Raw genomic sequence first — 18,909 nt, 5'->3', positions numbered from 1 at the left:
TGAAAAAACTTAACGTTTTCTTAAGAAATCCTTAAAGCTTAGGTTATATTTTGTAGGTATATTGATAATAGAAAATTTCTTTGATAATGAATGAGGAGAATGATGATGGCGAGAAAAAAAGTTTATATTCTTTTTACAGATACTGGTACATTATTTACAAATTTGATTAAACTATATACAAAAAAACCGTACAACCATGCGTCCATATCCTTCGACTATACTTTATCAGAGGTATATAGCTTTGGAAGGAAAACGGATTGGAATCCATTTATTGGTGGTTTTGTCAAAGAAGACGTGAAGAAAGGTTTGTTTAAACAAGCGGATTGTGCAATTTATTCTATTACAATATCAGAATATCAAATGAAAAAGATGAATCGTTATATAAACGAAATAGAGGTTGAACAGGAATGTTATCGATATAACTTATTTGGTTTATTAGGATTTATAGTTAATAAGCCAATAAAAAGAAAAAAAGCATTTTTCTGCTCACAATTTGTTGCATCTGTACTAAAGGAGTGTGACATAATAGATTTCGAAAAACCGTCATCCCTTATAGCGCCCTATGACTTACAGATGATTTCCAAAATGGAACTGGTGTATGAAGGCAAGCTAAAGGCATATCATCATATAGATATAGTTGACAATGATTGTCGCACTGTACAAAAAGAGATGCTGGCAATTTAATGTACGTACACTGTAGAGTATTGATGCAAGAGATGGAATCATCTATCATTGAAACTTTCCCGTTACGCATACGTATCATATAATAAAGCATCAATTAGAGGATGGTAAAATGAATACTTACGAATTAAAAGCATATGAAGAAGTACAGACTTGGCGTATGAAAATCATGAAACGTTCGGGAATGATAAACAGATTATCGAAACAAGCACAAAATAAGATAAATAGTTGGATTCCAGAGAAGGTTCATAAAATTGTTACGGATAGTATTAAACAAATGGTGAAAGCAACGTTAGTTGGTTCTAACATCACAACTAAGAAACGAATAGGTACCGAAATGAGTCTTATGAAAAGAGACGAGCTTTTTAAAGAAAAGCATTCGTTCTACCGTAAGACAGCAGTAGTTGAAGGTGCTGGAACTGGTGCTGGTGGAATTTTACTTGGAGCGGCAGATTTTCCTTTGTTGTTGTCGATTAAAATGAAGTTTCTTTTTGAAGCAGCAGAGGTTTATGGCTTTGATACGAGTAAATATGAAGAACGTTTATTTATTCTTCATATTTTCCAGCTTGCTTTTTCGAGTGAAGAAAAACGGAGGGAAACATTATTCTATATTGAAAATTGGGAGGAACAAAAAGAAAAGCTTGTAGATATGGATTGGCGTGTGTTCCAGCAAGAATACCGTGATCACATTGATTTAATAAAAATGTTTCAATTAATTCCTGGATTTGGGGCAATTGTCGGTGCTTATGCAAACTATAATTTAATGGATCAGCTTGCTGAAACGGCGATGAATGTATATCGAATGCGGATTTTAGATGTGTATCCTTCTGATTATTAGTAGATTACTACTAAAAGGGTTTTATTCAATCTAGCCGGTTCAACTCTAGGGGATAAAACAAATTAAATAACATAATATTTAGGAGTGCAAATTGCATAGCGTTTCGCACTCCTTTTTTCACTTTTATAGTGTCTTAACTCTATATTAATCTCTAGTTAAATAAGGAAAATTAGTAAACCTTATATAGATTCTTCAATAGGTTCTTTTTCTATTTCTTTATTTCTTGACGAGTTCAATACGACAACTCCTCCTATAATCAATAGAATTCCTAATATCTTCAGTGTAGTGAAAACTTCGCCCCATAAAATAACTCCAATTAAAGCAGTTAACGCTGTTCCTGCTCCTGACCAAATTGCATAAGCTAAACTTAAAGAAATTGTTTTTAGACACAAAGATAAAAAATAAAATGATAGTCCATAACCTATAATTACTCCTATAGAGGGGGATAAGACGGTAAATCCCTCCGACAATTTGAGCATTGAAGTTGCAAAAATCTCTCCAATAATTGAAATTGCTAAAACAATATAGCTTTTCATAACCACTCCTACTTTCTATAAAATTCATGAACTCAACCAATGTTCAATAAAGTAACCCCGCCAATAATTAAAATTAATCCATAAAGCGTTTTGCTATTAAAATTCTCTTTATAAATGATAATTCCAACCAATGCTGTTAGTGCTGTTCCTAAACCAGCCCAAATAGCATAAGCAGTTCCAATTGGTAACGTCTTTAAAGATAAAGATAATCCATAAAAAGCAGCTCCATATCCGACTATAACTCCAATAGTAGGTAGGATTCGTTTAAATCCGTTTGTTGCTTTAAGCATGGAACTCCCAAAAACTTCACATACAATAGATAGTGCCAAGAATATATAAGCATTCATTTTTTTTCCTCGCTTTTTGTCATTTTCAACAAGTGTTGAAATACTTCATCTGTCTTTTCTTTTTTTAATGGAGCTACATTTAATAATTGCGAGTAATAAATTCCATCTAATGTATGTCGAATAATAGTTGCAGTTAAAGGATTTATCTTGTCATCTTCTAATTTTTTTAAGATGGTCATATAACTTTCAGATATATCTTTGGCTATTTCAGGTTCTAAAAAAGAAATTGCGAGAATTCCTACATTTAACTCGCCGTTATGTTCTAAGTCAAATTTTGTTGTTTCTATTAACGCACGAGTCCATTTACCTGTCTCATTCATATCATTTTCGGCATATTTGTAAAAAAGAAAGGTGAATTCATCAAAAATATATTGTGCTAATCCTTTTATTAACGATTCTTTATTTGGAAAATGGTATAGTAATCCACCTTTACTAATATTTGCCTTTTTTGCAACGGCATCCAATGTGAGCGAACTAAAATCACTATCAAGTATAATTTGTTTTGCTGTATCTAAAATAAGACGCCGTTTCTTACCTGCCTTTGATTCCATTAAAATCACTCCTTATTAAGTGGGTTATAATAATCATTGTACCGTCTGGACGGTTTTTTGTCACGAGAATTAATTACGCAGCTTAGTTGAAGAAGAATATTAAATTAACAACAAAATAACGCTCAGATAAATTCTGAGCGTTATTGCTTACTGTTATTGCTGCTAAATATTTCTGTTATTAAATATTTTTCTTCTCAAAAACTGACCCCGTTAGACTTAATCAAAGCCTTTTTTAGATCCTCTGATATTGGTATTAATGCTTGGGTAACAACGGGTTTCCACATAAACATTTAAAGTTGATTTCGAAATGATCCATGTATTAAATCCTAATCTTACCCTTTATTTTGCGGTACTTCTTCCAGCTCTTTCGGTTCAGCACGGTAAACAACAAACGCTAGAATAACAGCTAGGATGGACATAGCAAATGCGATGAAATAGACAAGCTCCACACCAGCCACCATTGCCTGATTTGTTGCTAAAGGGTCCTGTGGATTATTCGCATTTTGTAAAACATGAAGCTGTCTAGCGTTCATAATACTGATAAATACAGAAACCCCAATCGCACCGGCAACTGGCTGTAAAGTTGTCATAATAGCTGTTCCATGCGGATACAAGTGTTTAGGTAGCTGGTTTAACCCATTCGTTTCAGCGGGCATCATAATGGCCGAAACAGATAGCATAATTAGAATATATCCAACAACTACGACCCACAAAGATGTATCAATCGTTAATCTGCTCATCATAAACATCGTCCCACATAAAACAAATGTTGCAGGAATCATTAACACTCGAGGTCCAAATTTATCAAAGAGATGCCCCATAAATGGTGACATAAGACCATTTAAAATACTACCAGGTAATAGAACCAATCCCGCTGTTGCAGCGGTTAAGGCTAATGGTCCTTGCATATAGATTGGTAAAATGATTTCCGAAGCAAACATCGCCATAATAATGATTAAAAACATGATAACTGCGTGTGTATACATCGGATATTTAAAAACTCTTAAATCCATGACAGGTTCTTCTAATTTTAACTGTCTAATGGAAAACAAGAAGATTCCAATAACCCCAATAATAATTGTAATATAAACATTAGGACTCAGGAAGCCTGCTTCACTTTCTCCTACCGCACTAAAACCATATACGATTGATCCAAATCCGATGGTTGAGAATATGAGAGATAGGATATCTATCTTTGGTTTTGTAACTTCAGAAACATTAATTAAATATTTATAAGCAAACAAAATGGAGAACAAAGCGAACGGGATAACCGTAATAAATAAGTAGCGCCAGCCTAAATATTCAACAATGATCCCCGAAAGTGTGGGACCAATTGCAGGGGCAAACATAATGACTAGACCAATTAACCCCATTATTTTACCACGTTTATGTGGGGGGTAGATTAGTAGAAATACATTAAAAATGATTGGCATCAGTAACCCTGTTCCAATTGCTTGAATTAACCGACCAATTAGCAAAATTGGAAAAGTTGGTGCTACTGCGCTTATTGTTGTCCCAACAGTAAATATAATCATCGTTCCAAGAAATAATTGTCTTGTCGTGAACCATTGTAGTAATAAGGCCGATACTGGGATAACAACCCCCATTACTAACATAAATCCTGTTGCCATCCACTGCACAGTAGGTAATGAAATATTAAACTCATGCATCAAGGTGGTGAGTGCAATATTTAATAATGTTTCATTTAGTACTGCAAAAAAAGCGCCAATAATTAATGAGAGCATAATTGGCATCACTTTAACATCCGGGTTATCCGACAAATATTCATATTTTTTTGTTCCATTATTCTCTTTCAAATAATAAATCCTCCTTTTACTTTCATGTTACTTAGCCTTATATAATTTAACATGAAATGATACTTTATAGGTAAAAATTTGGTGTAAAAGTATTGTAAAATTAGGATATAGATATCATGAGGAATGAACATGTTGTGAAACTGAAATTATAGGCGTTAATATTCTATAGTTTCATTAGAATATCAATAGAAAAGGAGTTAAAAATGAAAATTATTCTAGCACCAGATTCATTTAAAGGTAGTTTAACAGCTTTGGAAGTAGCTAAAACAATGGAAAAAGCTATTTTGGAAATCAATAATAATCATAAAGTAGTGATGAAACCAATGGCAGACGGTGGAGAGGGAACGATGGAAGCGATGTTAGTTTCCGGAAAGGGGAGGAAGGTACCAGTTCGTTGTACGGGTCCCCTTGGAGAAAAAATAGAAACCTCCTATGCCATACTAGATTCGAGTAAGGCCGTTATAGAGATGGCAATGACTTCAGGTTTAGTTCAAGTACCTGAGAATATGAGAAATCCAGATTTCACAACTACATATGGCCTTGGTGAAGTGATAAGGGATGCACTAGATAAAGGCTGTACCTCGATTCTAATCGGGATAGGAGGAAGTGCGACGAATGATGGTGGTTTAGGGATGCTCCTAGCCTTGGGGATGAAGGCTTGGAATGAGAAGGGGGTATTAGTAGAAGGTTTTGGGAAAGATCTTCGTGAAGTGAGTAAAGTTACTTTTAAAGATTTAGATCCCAGGTTGCAAAAAGTAGAATTAAAGGTTGCTTGTGACGTCGATAATCCACTATGTGGGAGTACGGGAGCAAGTAAAGTATTCGGTCCACAAAAAGGGGCAACAGAAGAACAAATTCAACAGTTTGATAAATCACTTGAAAACTATGGAAGTTTAATTGAAAAAGAAATAAACAGGCCCTTAAAAGATGTACCAGGCTCTGGTGCAGCAGGCGGTGTTGGTTTTGCCCTACTAGCAATTGGGGCAGACATTCTTTCCGGGGCTGAATTGTTAGCGAAAGTTATTGGATTAGAGGAAGTTATGGAAGGAGCAGATCTTGTCATAACTGGAGAAGGGCAAAGTGATGTACAAACATTGTACGGGAAAGCACCGGGCTATGTTGCTTCCTTGGCCAATAAATATGGTGTACCAACTGTTTTGTTATCGGGGGCTCTTATAGGAAACTTTGACGTCTTAAGGGAAAGATTTTCTGGATGTTTTTCGATTGTTAATAAACCATTAAGCCTAAAAGAAAGTATGGAACAGGCTAAACCTTTGTTACATGAACAAACCAAACAAATTGTTCATTTTGTATCTTCATTTTGTTTATAATTCAGGGGGATTACCCCCCTGTTTTTTTATTCAGAACTGGATTGTTGTTGTTGTGCTATAAGAGCACTTTGTACTTGACTGACCGCTGTTTGTGCTGAAGCTATCTCATTCGTAGCCTGCTTTATAGCCTGTTGCGCCAACGCCTGGTCAGATGAGGATTTTTCAATAGCTTGTGTTAACAATTCCTGTGTTAATGCAACATTTGCTTTTGCTTGGGTTAATTGGTTTACATCAATTGGTTGTTGAGTCATAATAATCTCTCCTTTGTAATTCATTAAACTTCATTAAACAAGTATATCTTTCACCTTTTTTAAAAAATTATTAGTTATTTTAAATGGATAAATCGTGAAGGAAAACTCCTTCAGAACAATCTAATGATTTCTTGTGCTGTAAAGTAATTGTTGTAAATAAAATATTAATTGTAAATAAAAGTAAATTCTAAGGGCATAATAATAGATATTTTAAAGCAGGAGGGTATGCAATGAAAACAGGAGATAAAATCTTATCCGTTTATGCCCTTGGAGGCTTAAATGAAATTGGAAAGAATATGTATGCGGTTGAATACGGAAATGACATTGTACTTATCGACTGTGGAAATAAGTTCCCAGACGAAAATTTATTAGGAATTGATTTGATTATCCCAGATATTTCTTATCTCATCGAAAATCAAGATAGGGTCCGAGCTTTAATCGTTACACATGGTCATGAAGATCACATTGGCGGAATTCCTTTCTTCTTAAAAAAAGTTAACGTTCCTGTCTATGCGACAAGATTCACTCTTGGACTGATAGAACTCAAATTAAAAGAACTTCGGATTTTAAGAGAAAGTGAACTTCATGAAGTGAACTCCGATTCTGAAATTGAAATTGGTGAGATGAATATTAATTTTTTCAAAGTAAATCACAGTATCCCCGATTGTTTAGGAATTGTTTTCCATACCCCTGAGGGAACAATCGTACATACGGGGGATTTCAAGTTTGATTTGACCCCTACTAATCAGGAACGTCCGGAAATTCATAAAATGGCTAAGATTGGGGACGAAGGAGTTCTGTTACTGCTATCTGAAAGTACGAACGCGGAGCGTAGCGGATATACGCCATCAGAGCAAATGGTCGGTGAAAATTTAGAAAATATGTTTATAAAAGCTAAAAGAAAAGTGATAGTTTCCACCTTTGCCTCCAATGTAAGTCGTGTTCAGCAGGTTGTTCATGCATCAAAAAAGACAAATCGGAAAATTGCTTTGCTTGGACGCTCGATGGTAAATGTCGTAAAAGTTGCGATGGGAAGAGGTTATTTAAACGTTCCTGAAGGGATGTTAATTGAAGCGGATGAAATTAATGATTTTGCCCCGGAAATGGTGACGATTCTTTGTACCGGTAGTCAGGGAGAACCGATGGCTGCACTTAGTCGTCTTTCTACAGGGAATTTTCGTGGTGTCGAAATTCTAGCGGAAGATACGGTCATCCTTGCTGCTGGTCCAATTCCTGGTAACGAAAAGAATGTCACAACTATTGTCGATAACTTATATCAATTAGGTGCCCATGTCATTTATGGATCTGGAAGCAGTTCTGGCATGCATGTTTCTGGCCATGGCTATCAGGAGGATTTAAAGCTTATGCTTACCTTGATGAAACCAAAGTATTTTATCCCAATTCATGGTGAATATCGTATGCTCCACCATCACCGAATGCTCGCAAAATCCGTTGGCGTTGAGGCGGAAAATACGTTTATTCTAAAAAATGGTGATGTCGTTGATATTGAAAATTCCACTGCTCGTAGTACAAGAACCATACCGGTAGGCAGTACCTATGTCGATGGGGTGGATGAAGGTGTTATGAAATTTGTATTACAGGATCGTAAACGAATTTCGGAAGATGGCATGCTTATGATTATTCTTCCGATGAGTAAAGCAGAAGGGGAACTGCTGTCTGAGCCTGAAATTGTTTCTCGAGGATTTCTGGATAACAACTTCGCTGAAATAAGGAAGGGGATCAACCAGATTATTATCGATACCATTAGCGAGCTTCATGGGGCCAATCGCTATTCATGGAATACGAAGAAGAAACAGATTAAGAAATTAGTGTGGAAGTATGTAAAGGAGAAAACGAGAAAGGAACCGATGATTATTCCGATTTTGATTGAGATATAAAAAAATGCTTTAACTACCTTTATGGAATAAGACTTTGAATAATATCAAGGTCTTATTCTATTTTGATGTGGAATGAAACCTCTCTATTCATTAAATTTAATCAACTTATGAAATTAGAAAAATTCAAAATAACGATTGACATTTCAAAAGATACTATGTAAACTAATAAATACAATTAAACCACTCGGAATAATAACCTATGTAGAGGGGGTGGAGGGATTGACCCTTGGAAACAGACTTACATAAGTACTGTGTCAATTCCAACAAGTATTTATCTTGAAAAATAAGAAGAGTAAAGTGAACCATGTTGAGTCAAATTCTTTTCTTATTTAGAAGTAGGATTTTTTCTTTTTATATTGCTGATTGGACTACCAAAGGCATTCTATGTTTAAGCTCATGATTTAGGAAATCATGCAATGCAGAAAACAGAATTTTAATGAATTTTTGTCATTCATGACATTTCTTAAATAGGAGGGAAATTGGCTTGGTAAAGATTGATGATGCAAAACTAAACCATATTTTAACCGCATTAAAAGAACTAGAATATGGATCAATAGTCATTACTGTTCATGATGGAAAAATTACACAAATAGACACGACCGAGAAAAAACGTTTTTCCTTAACGAAAAATCGTTCTTAAAAATTTCATATATCAATGCCTATTAGACAACTAAAGGCATCTTCCATTCGATATTAAATAATCGGATGAAAGATGTCTTTTTATTTTTGTAGATTGAAAACTATAAAACTATCATTGTGAAAAGTGTACTAAGGCTATTATTGATAAGTTTGGCTAAATTCAAGGTTTCTAAGATTATTTATATACACGAATATACGAAAGTTAACAGAAAGGATGAAGTAGATGAGTGAGATTGTTGTTTTATCTGGGAGTCCATCTGAAGACTCCAGATCGAATGTAGTTTTAAAATATATTGGTTCAACACTTCAGGAAAAAGAGTTCCTAGTAACCCATATATCTGTCAGAGATATACCATGGGATGTATTGTTTAAAGCAGAATTTAATAGCCTTGTTATTCAGAATTTAACTTCTCTTATCCAAGGAGCGGAGGGAGTGATTGTTGGAACACCGGTTTACAAGTCTGCTTATTCTGGGGTTTTAAAGGCATTATTAGATATCCTCCCACAGGATGTGTTAGAAGACACTCCGGTATTACCATTAATGACGGGAGGAAGTCCGTCCCATCTACTTGCCATGGAATATACATTGAAACCGTTATTAGCCTCGCTAAAGGGGGTGAACTTAAAGGGCGTTTATCTCGTAGATCATCAAATAGATAAGACAAAAGTTGCTAATCCTATCGTACACACAAAAGCGCATGAACGATTAACAAAGCAAGTGGAGTATTTTGCGGAAATAGTAAGCAAGAAACAGACGGAAATCCTAACAACCACTAAATACTGAGTTACTTTCTAGTTGTTTACTTAGAATTAAGTTCTAGTTAACTTCGAAATAGAATGGAGATGAAATAATGGATGAACATCCATATACGTTCAAATGTAATACAGTTGCACAGCATGGGGGTCAAGAGTTAGATCCCCTTACAAATGCCAGAGCAGTGCCGATTTACCAAACAGCATCTTATGGATTTAAAAGTACGGATCATGCTGCATCTCTTTTTCAGATGCAGGAAGAGGGATATATCTATTCTCGAAATGTGAATCCAACCAATCGTGTTTTAGAAAAAAGATTAGCAGAACTAGAAGGGGGGATTGATGCATTTGCTGTCTCTTCAGGACAATCAGCCGTCACGATAGCTTTATTAACACTCGCAAAAGTAGGAGATGAGATTGTAGCGACTAACGCATTATATGGGGGAACGTATAATCTTTTCGCAGAAACTTTTAAACGCTTTGGGGTAACGGTTCGTTTTGTAGATGGCGGGAATTTTTCAGAGTTAGAAGATGCAATTAATGAAAAGACAAAAGCCATTTTCACAGAGACAATTGGTAATCCTGGATTACAAATTGCAGATATTAAAATGATTAGTAAAGTTGCTCGTCATCATGGTTTGCCATTAGTTGTTGATTCGACTTTCACTACACCATTCTTACAAAAGCCGATCGAATTTGGGGCTGATATTGTCGTTCATTCTACAACAAAATTTATAGGCGGTCATGGAACTGCCATTGGTGGAATTATGGTCGATGCTGGCAAATTTAATTGGGCTAATGGGAACTTTCCTGAATTTACAGAACCAAAAAAATCCTTAAATAATCAATCTTATATCAATCTTTCTAATGCGAGTGCTTTTATTGCAAAAGCCCGATTTGAACTGGGCCATGATCTTGGTACAGCACTGTCACCTTTTCATGGTTGGTTATTTATTCAAGGGTTGGAATCACTATCCCTACGAATGAAACAGCATGTTATAAATACACAGAAGATAGCCGAATATTTAGCAGAGCATAGTCAGGTTGCTTGGGTGAATTATCCAACATTAAAAAATAACACCCAATATGAACTTGCTAAAACTTATTTACCAAAAGGTGCGGGAGCCATTTTTACATTCGGGATAAAAGGTGGATATGAATCTGCTAAAACCTTTATCAATTCCGTAAAGTTACTTTCTCATGTTGCGAATGTTGGTGATTCCAAAACACTTGTAATTCATCCTGCAAGTACAACACATTCTAGATTATCGCCTGAAGAGCAGCTTGCTACAGGTGTAACGAAAGATCAAATCCGCTTATCAATAGGGCTTGAGGATGTTGAGGATATAAAAGCGGATATCGATCAGGCATTACAAAAGAGTGTAGAAGCTAGTTTAGTAGAGTGACCATACGACGTCTACATGTGAAATTTTTAAGGGTTAACATAAAGGAGAGGAATTTATGATTATTGCTGCAGTACTAAATGAAAAGAAGATTATTGTACCAATTGTTGAAGGAAAAGTTCTCCGAGTTTACAACTCGAAGAAAAAAACATATGAGGACCTCGAAAATCCAGCAATCTATTTGAAAGAAGGTAGACGTGGCGCAGCCTTAGGCTATGCCAAGGAAAAAGGTGCAGAGGCATTTGTTGCACCCCCACAGACATTTTGTGATCTATCCTATGAAAAAGCTAAAAATGATGGAATCCAATTTTACCAACTAGAAGAATCCATTTTATTCGAGCAATTTGAAGAAAAGATTAAATCCAACCAGTTATGGAGTCAATCAGAATTACCAGATAACGAAATTGCGCCAAGCTTTTAAAGAGTGTGGTAGAAGGAGGGGATAGAGTGACTCAAAAAGGTGTTGAGTTACAAATTAAACAACTGGAGAAATCATTTGGGCATTTGGCCGTTTTACAAAAAGTTGATTTAAATATTAAGTCCGGTGAATTTATTGCAATAGTAGGGAAAAGTGGATGTGGAAAGAGTACATTGCTTAGACATATTTCTGGACTTGAAAAAGCAACTGCTGGAGAGATTATACAGAATCAACATTCATTAGATGGGTTAAACAATCAGGCTCGAATTATGTTTCAAGATGCACGGTTATTACCATGGTTATCCGTACTTGAAAACGTGGGTGTTGGATTAGGATTAGAACAAGGATGGAAAGAACGAGCGCAATGGGCCTTACAACAGGTTGGTTTAGAAAATCGGGCAGAGGATTGGCCTTCCATTTTATCAGGTGGGCAAAAACAGCGTATTGCTTTAGCTCGAGCTTTAGCGTCTAATCCGAAGTTAATGCTTCTTGATGAACCATTAGGCGCACTTGATGCATTGACAAGGCTGGAAATGCAGTCGCTTATCGAAAGTCTTTGGTTGGAACAGAAATTTACAACGATTCTTGTTACGCATGATATGAACGAAGCAATTACACTTGCAGATAGGGTGATTTTAATCGAAGAAGGTGCTGTGAAAATGGACTTACCTGTAGATTTACAACGTCCAAGAAATCGATTGAATCCAGCATTTGCAAAATTGGAAGAAGAACTGCTTGGTCATGTACTAGGAAGAGAACAGGTTGATTTACTAGAGCCTAGACTTAGAAAGGTTGAAAATTAGTACATTCTTTTCTTAAAAATATATATCACTTGGAGGTTTTAAAATGGTTGAATTTATCACGATGGCACCAACATCAGGAGATGGAGAGTTTGTGGGAGCGGTGAACAATAATTCGTCACGAAAAGTAAGTGCTTGGACTGGAACAGATGAAGCTGCAGAACGCCAACCGACTTTTGAATATATTAGAGATATTGCACAGGCAGCCGAAAAAGCTGGCTTTTCGACACTGTTATTACCTACTGGTGGGGCATGCCTGGACTCCGTATCTGTTGCTGCTAATTTAATCGGCCATACGGATCATCTGAAATTTCTATTTGCGATTCGACCTGGGTCCATACAGCCAACTATATTTGCTAAGCAATTTGCAACCGTGGATTATTGGTCAGGAGGTAGAGCGTTAGTCAATGTCGTAACAGGAGGATCACCAGTAGATTTGGCTGCTGACGGAGACTTTCTAGATCATGCAACGAGGTATAAGAGAACCCGTGAATATATTCAAATATTGAAGCGGTTGTTCACGGAGGAGCAACTCAATCATGAAGGGGAATTTTACAAATTGAAAGGGGCTTCCTTATTTCCGAAACCTAAAGTAACCCCAAAAATATACTTCGGTGGTGCATCAGACGTTGGGAAAGATGTAGCCGCTGCGGAATCAGATGTATACATGCTATGGGGAGAGACATTGGAAAATACCAAAGAGCGTATTGATGAAATGAAAAAACGTGCTAAAGCTTATAACCGTGAATTAAGTTATAGTGTTTCTTTTCAAGTAGTGTTAGGAGAGACGGAAGAGAAAGCTTTTGAAAATGCGGAAAGACTACTTACTAAAGCAGATGTAAACCTGCTAAATGATAAAAGGGAGGCTACAGCAAAGGGCGAATCCATTGGTGTGAAAAGGCTTCACCAGTTAATGGAAGGTGGAAAAGAAAATAATTTCAAGATTGGCCCTAATTTATGGGCAGGATTAACACAAGTATTATCCGGAAACTCGATTGCACTTGTCGGAACGCCAGATCAAGTGGCAGACCGAATTGTCGAGTTTGTTGAATTAGGGTTTGATAAAGTATTATTGCGCGGTTTTCCACATTTGGAAACCATTCAGGAAGTAGGAGAAAAGGTTATACCAAAAGTCCACGAAATTATTGCTTCAAGGCAAACTGTTTAAAGGAAGGGGTAAATCAATTGAATCACCTTAGGAATAAAAATGTACTTGTTTTATTTGTAATACTATCATTTTCATTCGTTTTAGTAGCGTGCAGTAGTACATCTGCGGGAACAAAGGATGAAATTAACATCGGCTATCAAAAAGGTGGTCCAACGTTAACGTTAAAAAATAATGGGGAATTTCAAAAGGAACTGGAGGAGTTAGGTTACACAGTCACTTGGTCGGAGTTTAATACGGGGAGTTCTATTCTTGAAGCATTAAACGCTCGAAGTATTGATTTAGCAAATGCAGGTGATATCCCGTCTATTTTTGCGCTTGATAAAGGGAGTGACTTTCAATACATTGCCAGTGAACCGTCTGCTCCAACAACGGAAGGGATATTAGTAAGTGAAGATTCTACGATTGAATCACTAGAAGATTTAAAAGGGAAAAAGGTTGCTTACAACAATGCATCCATTGCTCAGTATTTATTAACCAAGTTGCTTGATTCCGTAGGCTTATCCACTGATGATATTGAAACAGTCCATCTAAATCCTCCCGATGCAAGTCTAGCTTTTGAAAAAGGAGAAGTGGATGCTTGGGTCGTTTGGGATCCATATTTGGCTGATGCAGAATCTAGAGGGAATAGGGTTTTACAAACTGCGGAAGACATTGTTCCATTTAGGTCATTTTACTTTGCAACCTCCGAATTAGTAAATGAAAATCAAGAAGTAGTTGAATTATTTATTAAGCATTTATCGCAAGCTGGTAAGCAAATCGACGAGGACCCAACAGAAGCATCGAAATTACTAGAAGAAGCGACAAAAATTCCCGCCGCTACATGGGAAACAGTTTTGAAAAGGAAACAGTCGAATGCAGAACTAATGGATGATCAAGCAATTGAGGATTTAGAAATAGAAGCAAAAGATTTATTGGATATCGGTTTAATCGAAAGTGAAATTGATTTTTCTGATAATATTTGGCATCCAACTAGTGAATAAAAACGTCTTATGAATGAGGTGGACTTTAGTCTATAGGGAGTGAAGATGTTGAATGAGAAATCTGGCAGCATATATAATCGTTTAGCGCCGTGGATTATTCCTGTATTGCTATTAATAGGGTGGCAGCTATTTACAATGAATGAATCGGTTTCTGGGAGTATACTGCCGCCCCCATTTGAGGTGATCCGTACCGGAATTTCCATGGCCATTAGTGGGGATTTATGGACCCATATTTATATTAGCTTTAGTCGTGCTTTAACAGGCTTTGTCATTGGTGGGGGATTAGCCATCCTTATTGGAATGTTAAATGGAACCTATCCGTTTGTGGAGAAACATTTAGATACAACCGTCCAAATGTTTCGGAATATTCCACATTTAGCTTTGATTCCGCTCATTATACTTTGGTTTGGTGTTGGAGAGGAATCAAAAGTTGTTTTAGTAGCCATTGGTGTATTTTTCCCAATTTATATTAACACTTACCACGGAATTCGGTCTGTCGATAAAGGGCTAGTCGAAATGGGAAACGTATATCGATTATCGAGATGGCATTTATTTTCAAAAGTAATACTACGTGGTGCGTTGCCATCCATACTTGTCGGCATTCGTTATGCACTAGGGACCATGTGGGTAACGTTAATTGTCGCCGAAACGATAGCGGCTTCTTCTGGAATTGGTTATATGTCCAATAATGCCCGGGAGTTTATGCAACTGGATATTGTCGTTTTAGCCATCCTTTTATATGCTATTTTAGGAAAAGTTGCAGATTCCCTAGCAAAACTTTTAGAGGCTAGGTTATTAAAATGGAGTCCAGTTTATCAAATGAAAAAGTAAGGAGTGTCTGACATGGTTAAGAAACAAATACACTTTGGTGTTTTTCTAATGGGTACAGGTCATCATATGGCATCGTGGAGACATCCAGATGTTCCAGCAGATGGGTTTGAGGATTTTAAATATTACCAAGAAATTGCCGGTATTGCAGAAAAAGGAAAGCTGGATATGCTTTTTTTAAGTGATGGTTTATCTTTTAATCGATTGTCACACCCGGCTGAAATCGTTCGTTTTGATCCGCTTACTCTTCTTCCTGCTTTAGCTGTTGTTACGTCAAAAATTGGCCTTGTAGCAACTGCATCTACTACTTATAATGAACCGTTCCATATTGCAAGAAAATTTTCCTCTATGGATCATTTGAGTAATGGGAGGTCGGCATGGAATGTAGTAACGTCCTATTACGAACATGAGGCGGGTAACTTTGGTAAGAATAAGCATCTAGCCCATGATTTACGTTATGAACGTGCAACTGAGTTTGTTGAAGTTGTGAAGGGATTATGGGATAGCTGGGAAGCAGGAGCTTTAATTCGGGATAAAAAGTCGGGTGTTTATTATGAACCAGACAAATTGCATACGCTAAATCATGAAGGGAAGCATTTTTATGTAAAGGGACCATTGAATTCTTCTCGCTCCCCACAAGGACGTCCTGTCATTATACAGGCGGGATCATCAGAGGCGGGTACAACACTAGCTGCACAAACGGCAGATGTTATTTTTACTGCACAACAGACACTTGAAGATGCGCAAAAATTTTATGAAAAAGTGAAAAGAAAGGTTATCGATTTTGATAGAAACCCAGATGAAGTGAAAATAATGCCAGGCGTTTCCCCTTTTATTGGTAGAACAGAGGCGGAGGCAAGAAAGAAATATGAACAATTGCAAGATTTAATTGTACCTGAGGTTGGACTAGATTTTCTTTCGGATTATCTTGGGGGGATGGATTTCTCTAATTATTCACTTGATGAACCGCTCCCAGAGGTTATCCCAGAAACAAATGGAAACCAGAGTAGAAGGGAATTAATTATTGATCTAGCAAGAAGAGAAAATTTAACGATTAGACAGCTTTATAAACGAATAGCAGGTTCTAGAGGACATTGGACCATTTTTGGTACACCAGAACAAATAGCGGATCAGTTAGAGTCCTGGATTATTGGGAAGGGAGCAGATGGCTTTAATTTAATGTTCCAATACTTTCCCGGTGGCTTATCCGACTTTGTTGAACAAGTTATCCCAATACTTCAAAAACGCGGGGTGTTCAGAACGGAATATAGTGATGTGACACTTCGTGGACATTTAAGTTTATCGATACCAGAATCAAGGTATGCTGAGCTAAAAATGAATTGAGCTGAGGTAGCACTGGTACGTATAGGCACTTAGTAAACATTGAATTTATCAATGTTTACTAAGTGTTTTTTAGTTGGTAAAAAGTGCTGTAAAATACAGTGGAAAGTATGTTAGTGAGTTTCTTTATTGATTATATAAGTAGATAGTTATATACTAATACATTGATGAACTTAGAAGGGGTAATTAATATGCCACAAACAAGTGTTGAGATTGTAAAAGCTTCGGTAGTTTTGAAATTACTAGGTGATAAAACAAGATTAACTATCATGAAATTGATAGATAATCAAGCTTGTTGTGTATGTGAATTTGTGGAGATTTTTCAAACTAGCCAACCTTCCATTAGCCAACATTTACGGAAACTAAAAGACATAGGGTTGGTTAAGGAAGAAAGAAGAGGACAATGGATCTTTTATTCTGTAGATAAAGGCAATGAGTATTATCCATTTATTAAGCCGATTCTTGATCAACTTCCTAATCAAGAATATAAATTAAAAGAGCTGGAAGAAAAAGGGACACGAATTTCTTGTTGTTAATTGGAGGTATTATTTTGTCAGCAACGCTTTTATTCGCAATATTTATCTTTGTTGCAACCCTCATCCTAGTTATTTGGCAGCCAAAAGGATTAAACATTGGCTGGTCCGCAATGGGGGGAGCTGTAATTGCTTTACTCGTCGGAGTAGTAGGATTTGGTGATGTAATAGTAGTAACGGAAATCGTTTGGAATGCCACTTTAGCATTTGTTGCTATTATTCTTATTTCTTTAATACTAGATGAAATTGGGTTATTTGAGTGGGCAGCATTACATATGGCTCGAATTGCTAAGGGCAACGGAACAAAAATGTTTGTTTATATCAGTATTTTAGGTGCAATTGTAGCTGCTTTTTTCGCTAACGATGGTGCGGCATTAATTCTTACACCAATAGTTCTCGCCATGGTAAGGAACTTAAACTTCAAAGAAAAGATGATTTTTCCATTTATTATGGCCAGTGGATTTATCGCGGATACGACTTCATTGCCGTTTATCGTTAGTAACCTAGTGAATATCGTATCAGCAGATTTCTTTGGAATAGGGTTTGTGGAATATGCTTCGAAAATGATTATTCCTAACTTATTTTCACTAGTAGCAACGATTACTGTATTGTTCATTTATTTTAGAAAAAGTATTCCAAAATCATATGACGTTTCTCAATTAAGTGATCCAAAAACTGCCATTAAAGATTTTAAAATGTTTCGCTTATCATGGTATGTTCTAGGATTACTACTTGTCGGCTACGTTGTTAGTGAGTTTATTACGCTTCCTGTTTCTATAGTAGCAGGCGTTATCGCGATATTCTTCATCCTTATGGCAAGAAATAGTAAAGCTGTTAATACGAAAGCAGTGATTAAAGGGGCGCCATGGGATATCGTATTCTTTTCCATTGGAATGTATGTGGTCGTGTATGGATTAGGTAATGCGGGACTTACTTCCGCACTAGCAAGTGTCATTCAAACAGTAGCAGAACAAGGTTTATTTGTAGCAACAGTTACCATGGGATTCATCGCTGCTTTCCTATCATCCATCATGAACAATATGCCAACTGTCATGATAGATGCTTTAGCCATTGCTGAAACCAATACTTCCGGTGCATTAAGAGAGGCCCTGGTTTATGCAAACGTGGTTGGATCGGATTTAGGGCCAAAAATCACACCAATAGGTTCCTTAGCTACATTAGTGTGGCTTCATGTATTATCGCAAAAAGGGGTTAAGATTTCATGGGGAACTTATTTTAAAACGGGGATTATTTTAACAATCCCAATATTATTTATTACACTAATTGGCCTATATTTAACGTTAGTATTTTCTTGAAAGAACGACTTAGCTAATACTACGGAAAATTGAAAAGGAGAATCGATATGTCTAAAAAATCAATTTACTTCCTATGTACAGGAAATTCATGCCGAAGCCAAATGGCGGAAGGATGGGCAAAAAAATATCTTGGTGATGAATGGGAAGTTAGGAGTGCTGGTATCGAAGCGCATGGGCTAAATCCAAAAGCGGTAAAAGCAATGAGTGAGGTTGGAATTGATATTTCTGATCAACATTCAGAAATGATAGATACCGAGTTTTTAAATCATGCGACGCTTGCGGTTACATTATGTGGAGATGCGAAAGACCGTTGTCCCGTGACTCCTCCACATGTAAAAAGGGAACACTGGGGTTTTGATGACCCTGCTAAAGCAAAAGGAACCGAAGAAGAAGTGTGGGCCATATTTCAGCGTGTGCGTGATGAGATAGGCGAGCGAATGAAACGATTTGCAGAAACAGGGGAATAAACAATACTAAATT

At 36.6% G+C, this 18,909-nt stretch carries 21 protein-coding genes; 16 read left to right on the top strand and 5 right to left on the bottom strand.

Translation table 11 applies throughout. The features are described from left to right. Positions 1–105: 105 nt before the first annotated feature. Positions 106–684 carry a hypothetical protein gene (locus A9178_RS01955; RefSeq protein ID WP_068672234.1) on the top strand — a complete coding sequence of 193 codons (579 nt, stop codon included), beginning with the start codon at positions 106–108 and terminating at the stop codon, positions 682–684. Between the two features lie 109 nt (positions 685–793). Further along, a complete protein-coding gene (locus A9178_RS01950; RefSeq protein WP_068672233.1) occupies positions 794–1,519 on the top strand; it encodes an EcsC family protein in 726 nt (241 codons plus the stop codon). A 179-nt stretch (positions 1,520–1,698) separates the two neighbouring features. Here the strand turns inward: A9178_RS01950 and A9178_RS01945 are convergent, their stop codons facing one another. The 4 genes from A9178_RS01945 to A9178_RS01930 form a co-directional block, all read right to left on the bottom strand. Next, on the bottom strand, positions 1,699–2,055 hold the full coding sequence (locus tag A9178_RS01945; protein ID WP_068672232.1) for a DMT family transporter: 357 nt from the start codon (positions 2,053–2,055) through the stop codon (positions 1,699–1,701). A gap of 32 nt (positions 2,056–2,087) precedes the next feature. Further along, on the bottom strand, positions 2,088–2,402 hold the full coding sequence (locus A9178_RS01940) for a DMT family transporter (RefSeq protein WP_068672231.1): 315 nt from the start codon (positions 2,400–2,402) through the stop codon (positions 2,088–2,090). Beyond that, positions 2,399–2,953, bottom strand: a complete 555-nt coding sequence (locus A9178_RS01935; protein WP_068672230.1) for a TetR/AcrR family transcriptional regulator — start codon at positions 2,951–2,953, stop codon at positions 2,399–2,401. The genes A9178_RS01940 and A9178_RS01935 overlap by 4 nt, the downstream gene beginning before the upstream one ends. Positions 2,954–3,285: 332 nt before the next feature. After that, entirely contained in the window at positions 3,286–4,707 is a 1,422-nt protein-coding gene (locus tag A9178_RS01930; RefSeq protein WP_068672670.1) for an MDR family MFS transporter, read from the bottom strand. A gap of 266 nt (positions 4,708–4,973) precedes the next feature. Here A9178_RS01930 and A9178_RS01925 point away from each other — a divergent pair, with 266 nt between their 5' ends. After that, a complete protein-coding gene (locus A9178_RS01925) occupies positions 4,974–6,101 on the top strand; it encodes a glycerate kinase (RefSeq protein WP_068672229.1) in 1,128 nt (375 codons plus the stop codon). 26 nt (positions 6,102–6,127) lie between these two features. On the opposite strand, the gene A9178_RS01920 is transcribed toward A9178_RS01925, so the two are convergent. After that, a complete protein-coding gene (locus A9178_RS01920; protein WP_068672228.1) occupies positions 6,128–6,352 on the bottom strand; it encodes a hypothetical protein in 225 nt (74 codons plus the stop codon). A 230-nt stretch (positions 6,353–6,582) separates the two neighbouring features. Between A9178_RS01920 and A9178_RS01915 the strand changes: the two genes are divergently transcribed. The 13 genes from A9178_RS01915 (at position 6,583) to arsC (ending at position 18,896) form a co-directional block, all read left to right on the top strand. Next, entirely contained in the window at positions 6,583–8,250 is a 1,668-nt protein-coding gene (locus A9178_RS01915) for a ribonuclease J (protein ID WP_068672227.1), read from the top strand. A gap of 484 nt (positions 8,251–8,734) precedes the next feature. Then, positions 8,735–8,890: a YezD family protein gene (locus tag A9178_RS01910; protein WP_369801930.1), complete on the top strand. Its 156-nt coding sequence runs from the start codon at positions 8,735–8,737 to the stop codon at positions 8,888–8,890. Positions 8,891–9,112: 222 nt separating this feature from the next. Further along, the gene (gene ssuE, locus A9178_RS01905) at positions 9,113–9,673 is read left to right on the top strand and encodes an NADPH-dependent FMN reductase (protein WP_068672226.1); all 561 of its coding nucleotides are present in this window, start codon (positions 9,113–9,115) and stop codon (positions 9,671–9,673) included. 67 nt (positions 9,674–9,740) lie between these two features. Further along, a complete protein-coding gene (locus A9178_RS01900; protein WP_068672225.1) occupies positions 9,741–11,048 on the top strand; it encodes an O-acetylhomoserine aminocarboxypropyltransferase/cysteine synthase family protein in 1,308 nt (435 codons plus the stop codon). Between the two features lie 55 nt (positions 11,049–11,103). Next, positions 11,104–11,466, top strand: coding sequence for a NifB/NifX family molybdenum-iron cluster-binding protein (locus A9178_RS01895; RefSeq protein ID WP_068672224.1), 363 nt, complete (start codon positions 11,104–11,106; stop codon positions 11,464–11,466). Positions 11,467–11,492: 26 nt separating this feature from the next. Further along, positions 11,493–12,266, top strand: a complete 774-nt coding sequence (locus A9178_RS01890; RefSeq protein WP_068672223.1) for an ATP-binding cassette domain-containing protein — start codon at positions 11,493–11,495, stop codon at positions 12,264–12,266. A 43-nt stretch (positions 12,267–12,309) separates the two neighbouring features. Continuing rightward, positions 12,310–13,431: an LLM class flavin-dependent oxidoreductase gene (locus tag A9178_RS01885; protein WP_068672222.1), complete on the top strand. Its 1,122-nt coding sequence runs from the start codon at positions 12,310–12,312 to the stop codon at positions 13,429–13,431. Between the two features lie 17 nt (positions 13,432–13,448). After that, complete coding sequence (locus A9178_RS01880) at positions 13,449–14,411, top strand: aliphatic sulfonate ABC transporter substrate-binding protein (protein ID WP_068672221.1); 963 nt, start codon at positions 13,449–13,451, stop codon at positions 14,409–14,411. 45 nt (positions 14,412–14,456) lie between these two features. Continuing rightward, positions 14,457–15,242, top strand: a complete 786-nt coding sequence (locus A9178_RS01875; protein ID WP_068672220.1) for an ABC transporter permease subunit — start codon at positions 14,457–14,459, stop codon at positions 15,240–15,242. Between the two features lie 12 nt (positions 15,243–15,254). Continuing rightward, entirely contained in the window at positions 15,255–16,583 is a 1,329-nt protein-coding gene (locus tag A9178_RS01870; protein ID WP_068672219.1) for an LLM class flavin-dependent oxidoreductase, read from the top strand. 188 nt (positions 16,584–16,771) lie between these two features. Then, on the top strand, positions 16,772–17,116 hold the full coding sequence (locus A9178_RS01865) for an ArsR/SmtB family transcription factor (protein ID WP_068672218.1): 345 nt from the start codon (positions 16,772–16,774) through the stop codon (positions 17,114–17,116). Between the two features lie 14 nt (positions 17,117–17,130). After that, positions 17,131–18,429 carry an arsenic transporter gene (locus A9178_RS01860; protein WP_068672217.1) on the top strand — a complete coding sequence of 433 codons (1,299 nt, stop codon included), beginning with the start codon at positions 17,131–17,133 and terminating at the stop codon, positions 18,427–18,429. A 47-nt stretch (positions 18,430–18,476) separates the two neighbouring features. After that, a complete protein-coding gene (arsC, locus tag A9178_RS01855; protein ID WP_068672216.1) occupies positions 18,477–18,896 on the top strand; it encodes an arsenate reductase (thioredoxin) in 420 nt (139 codons plus the stop codon). Positions 18,897–18,909: the final 13 nt, after the last annotated feature.

It is taken from the genome of Oceanobacillus sp. Castelsardo (genome assembly GCF_001659985.1).
Taxonomy (GTDB): domain Bacteria; phylum Bacillota; class Bacilli; order Bacillales; family Amphibacillaceae; genus Oceanobacillus.
Note: the sequence above shows the minus strand (reverse complement) of the source record. Positions and strands in the feature narration are given on the sequence as shown.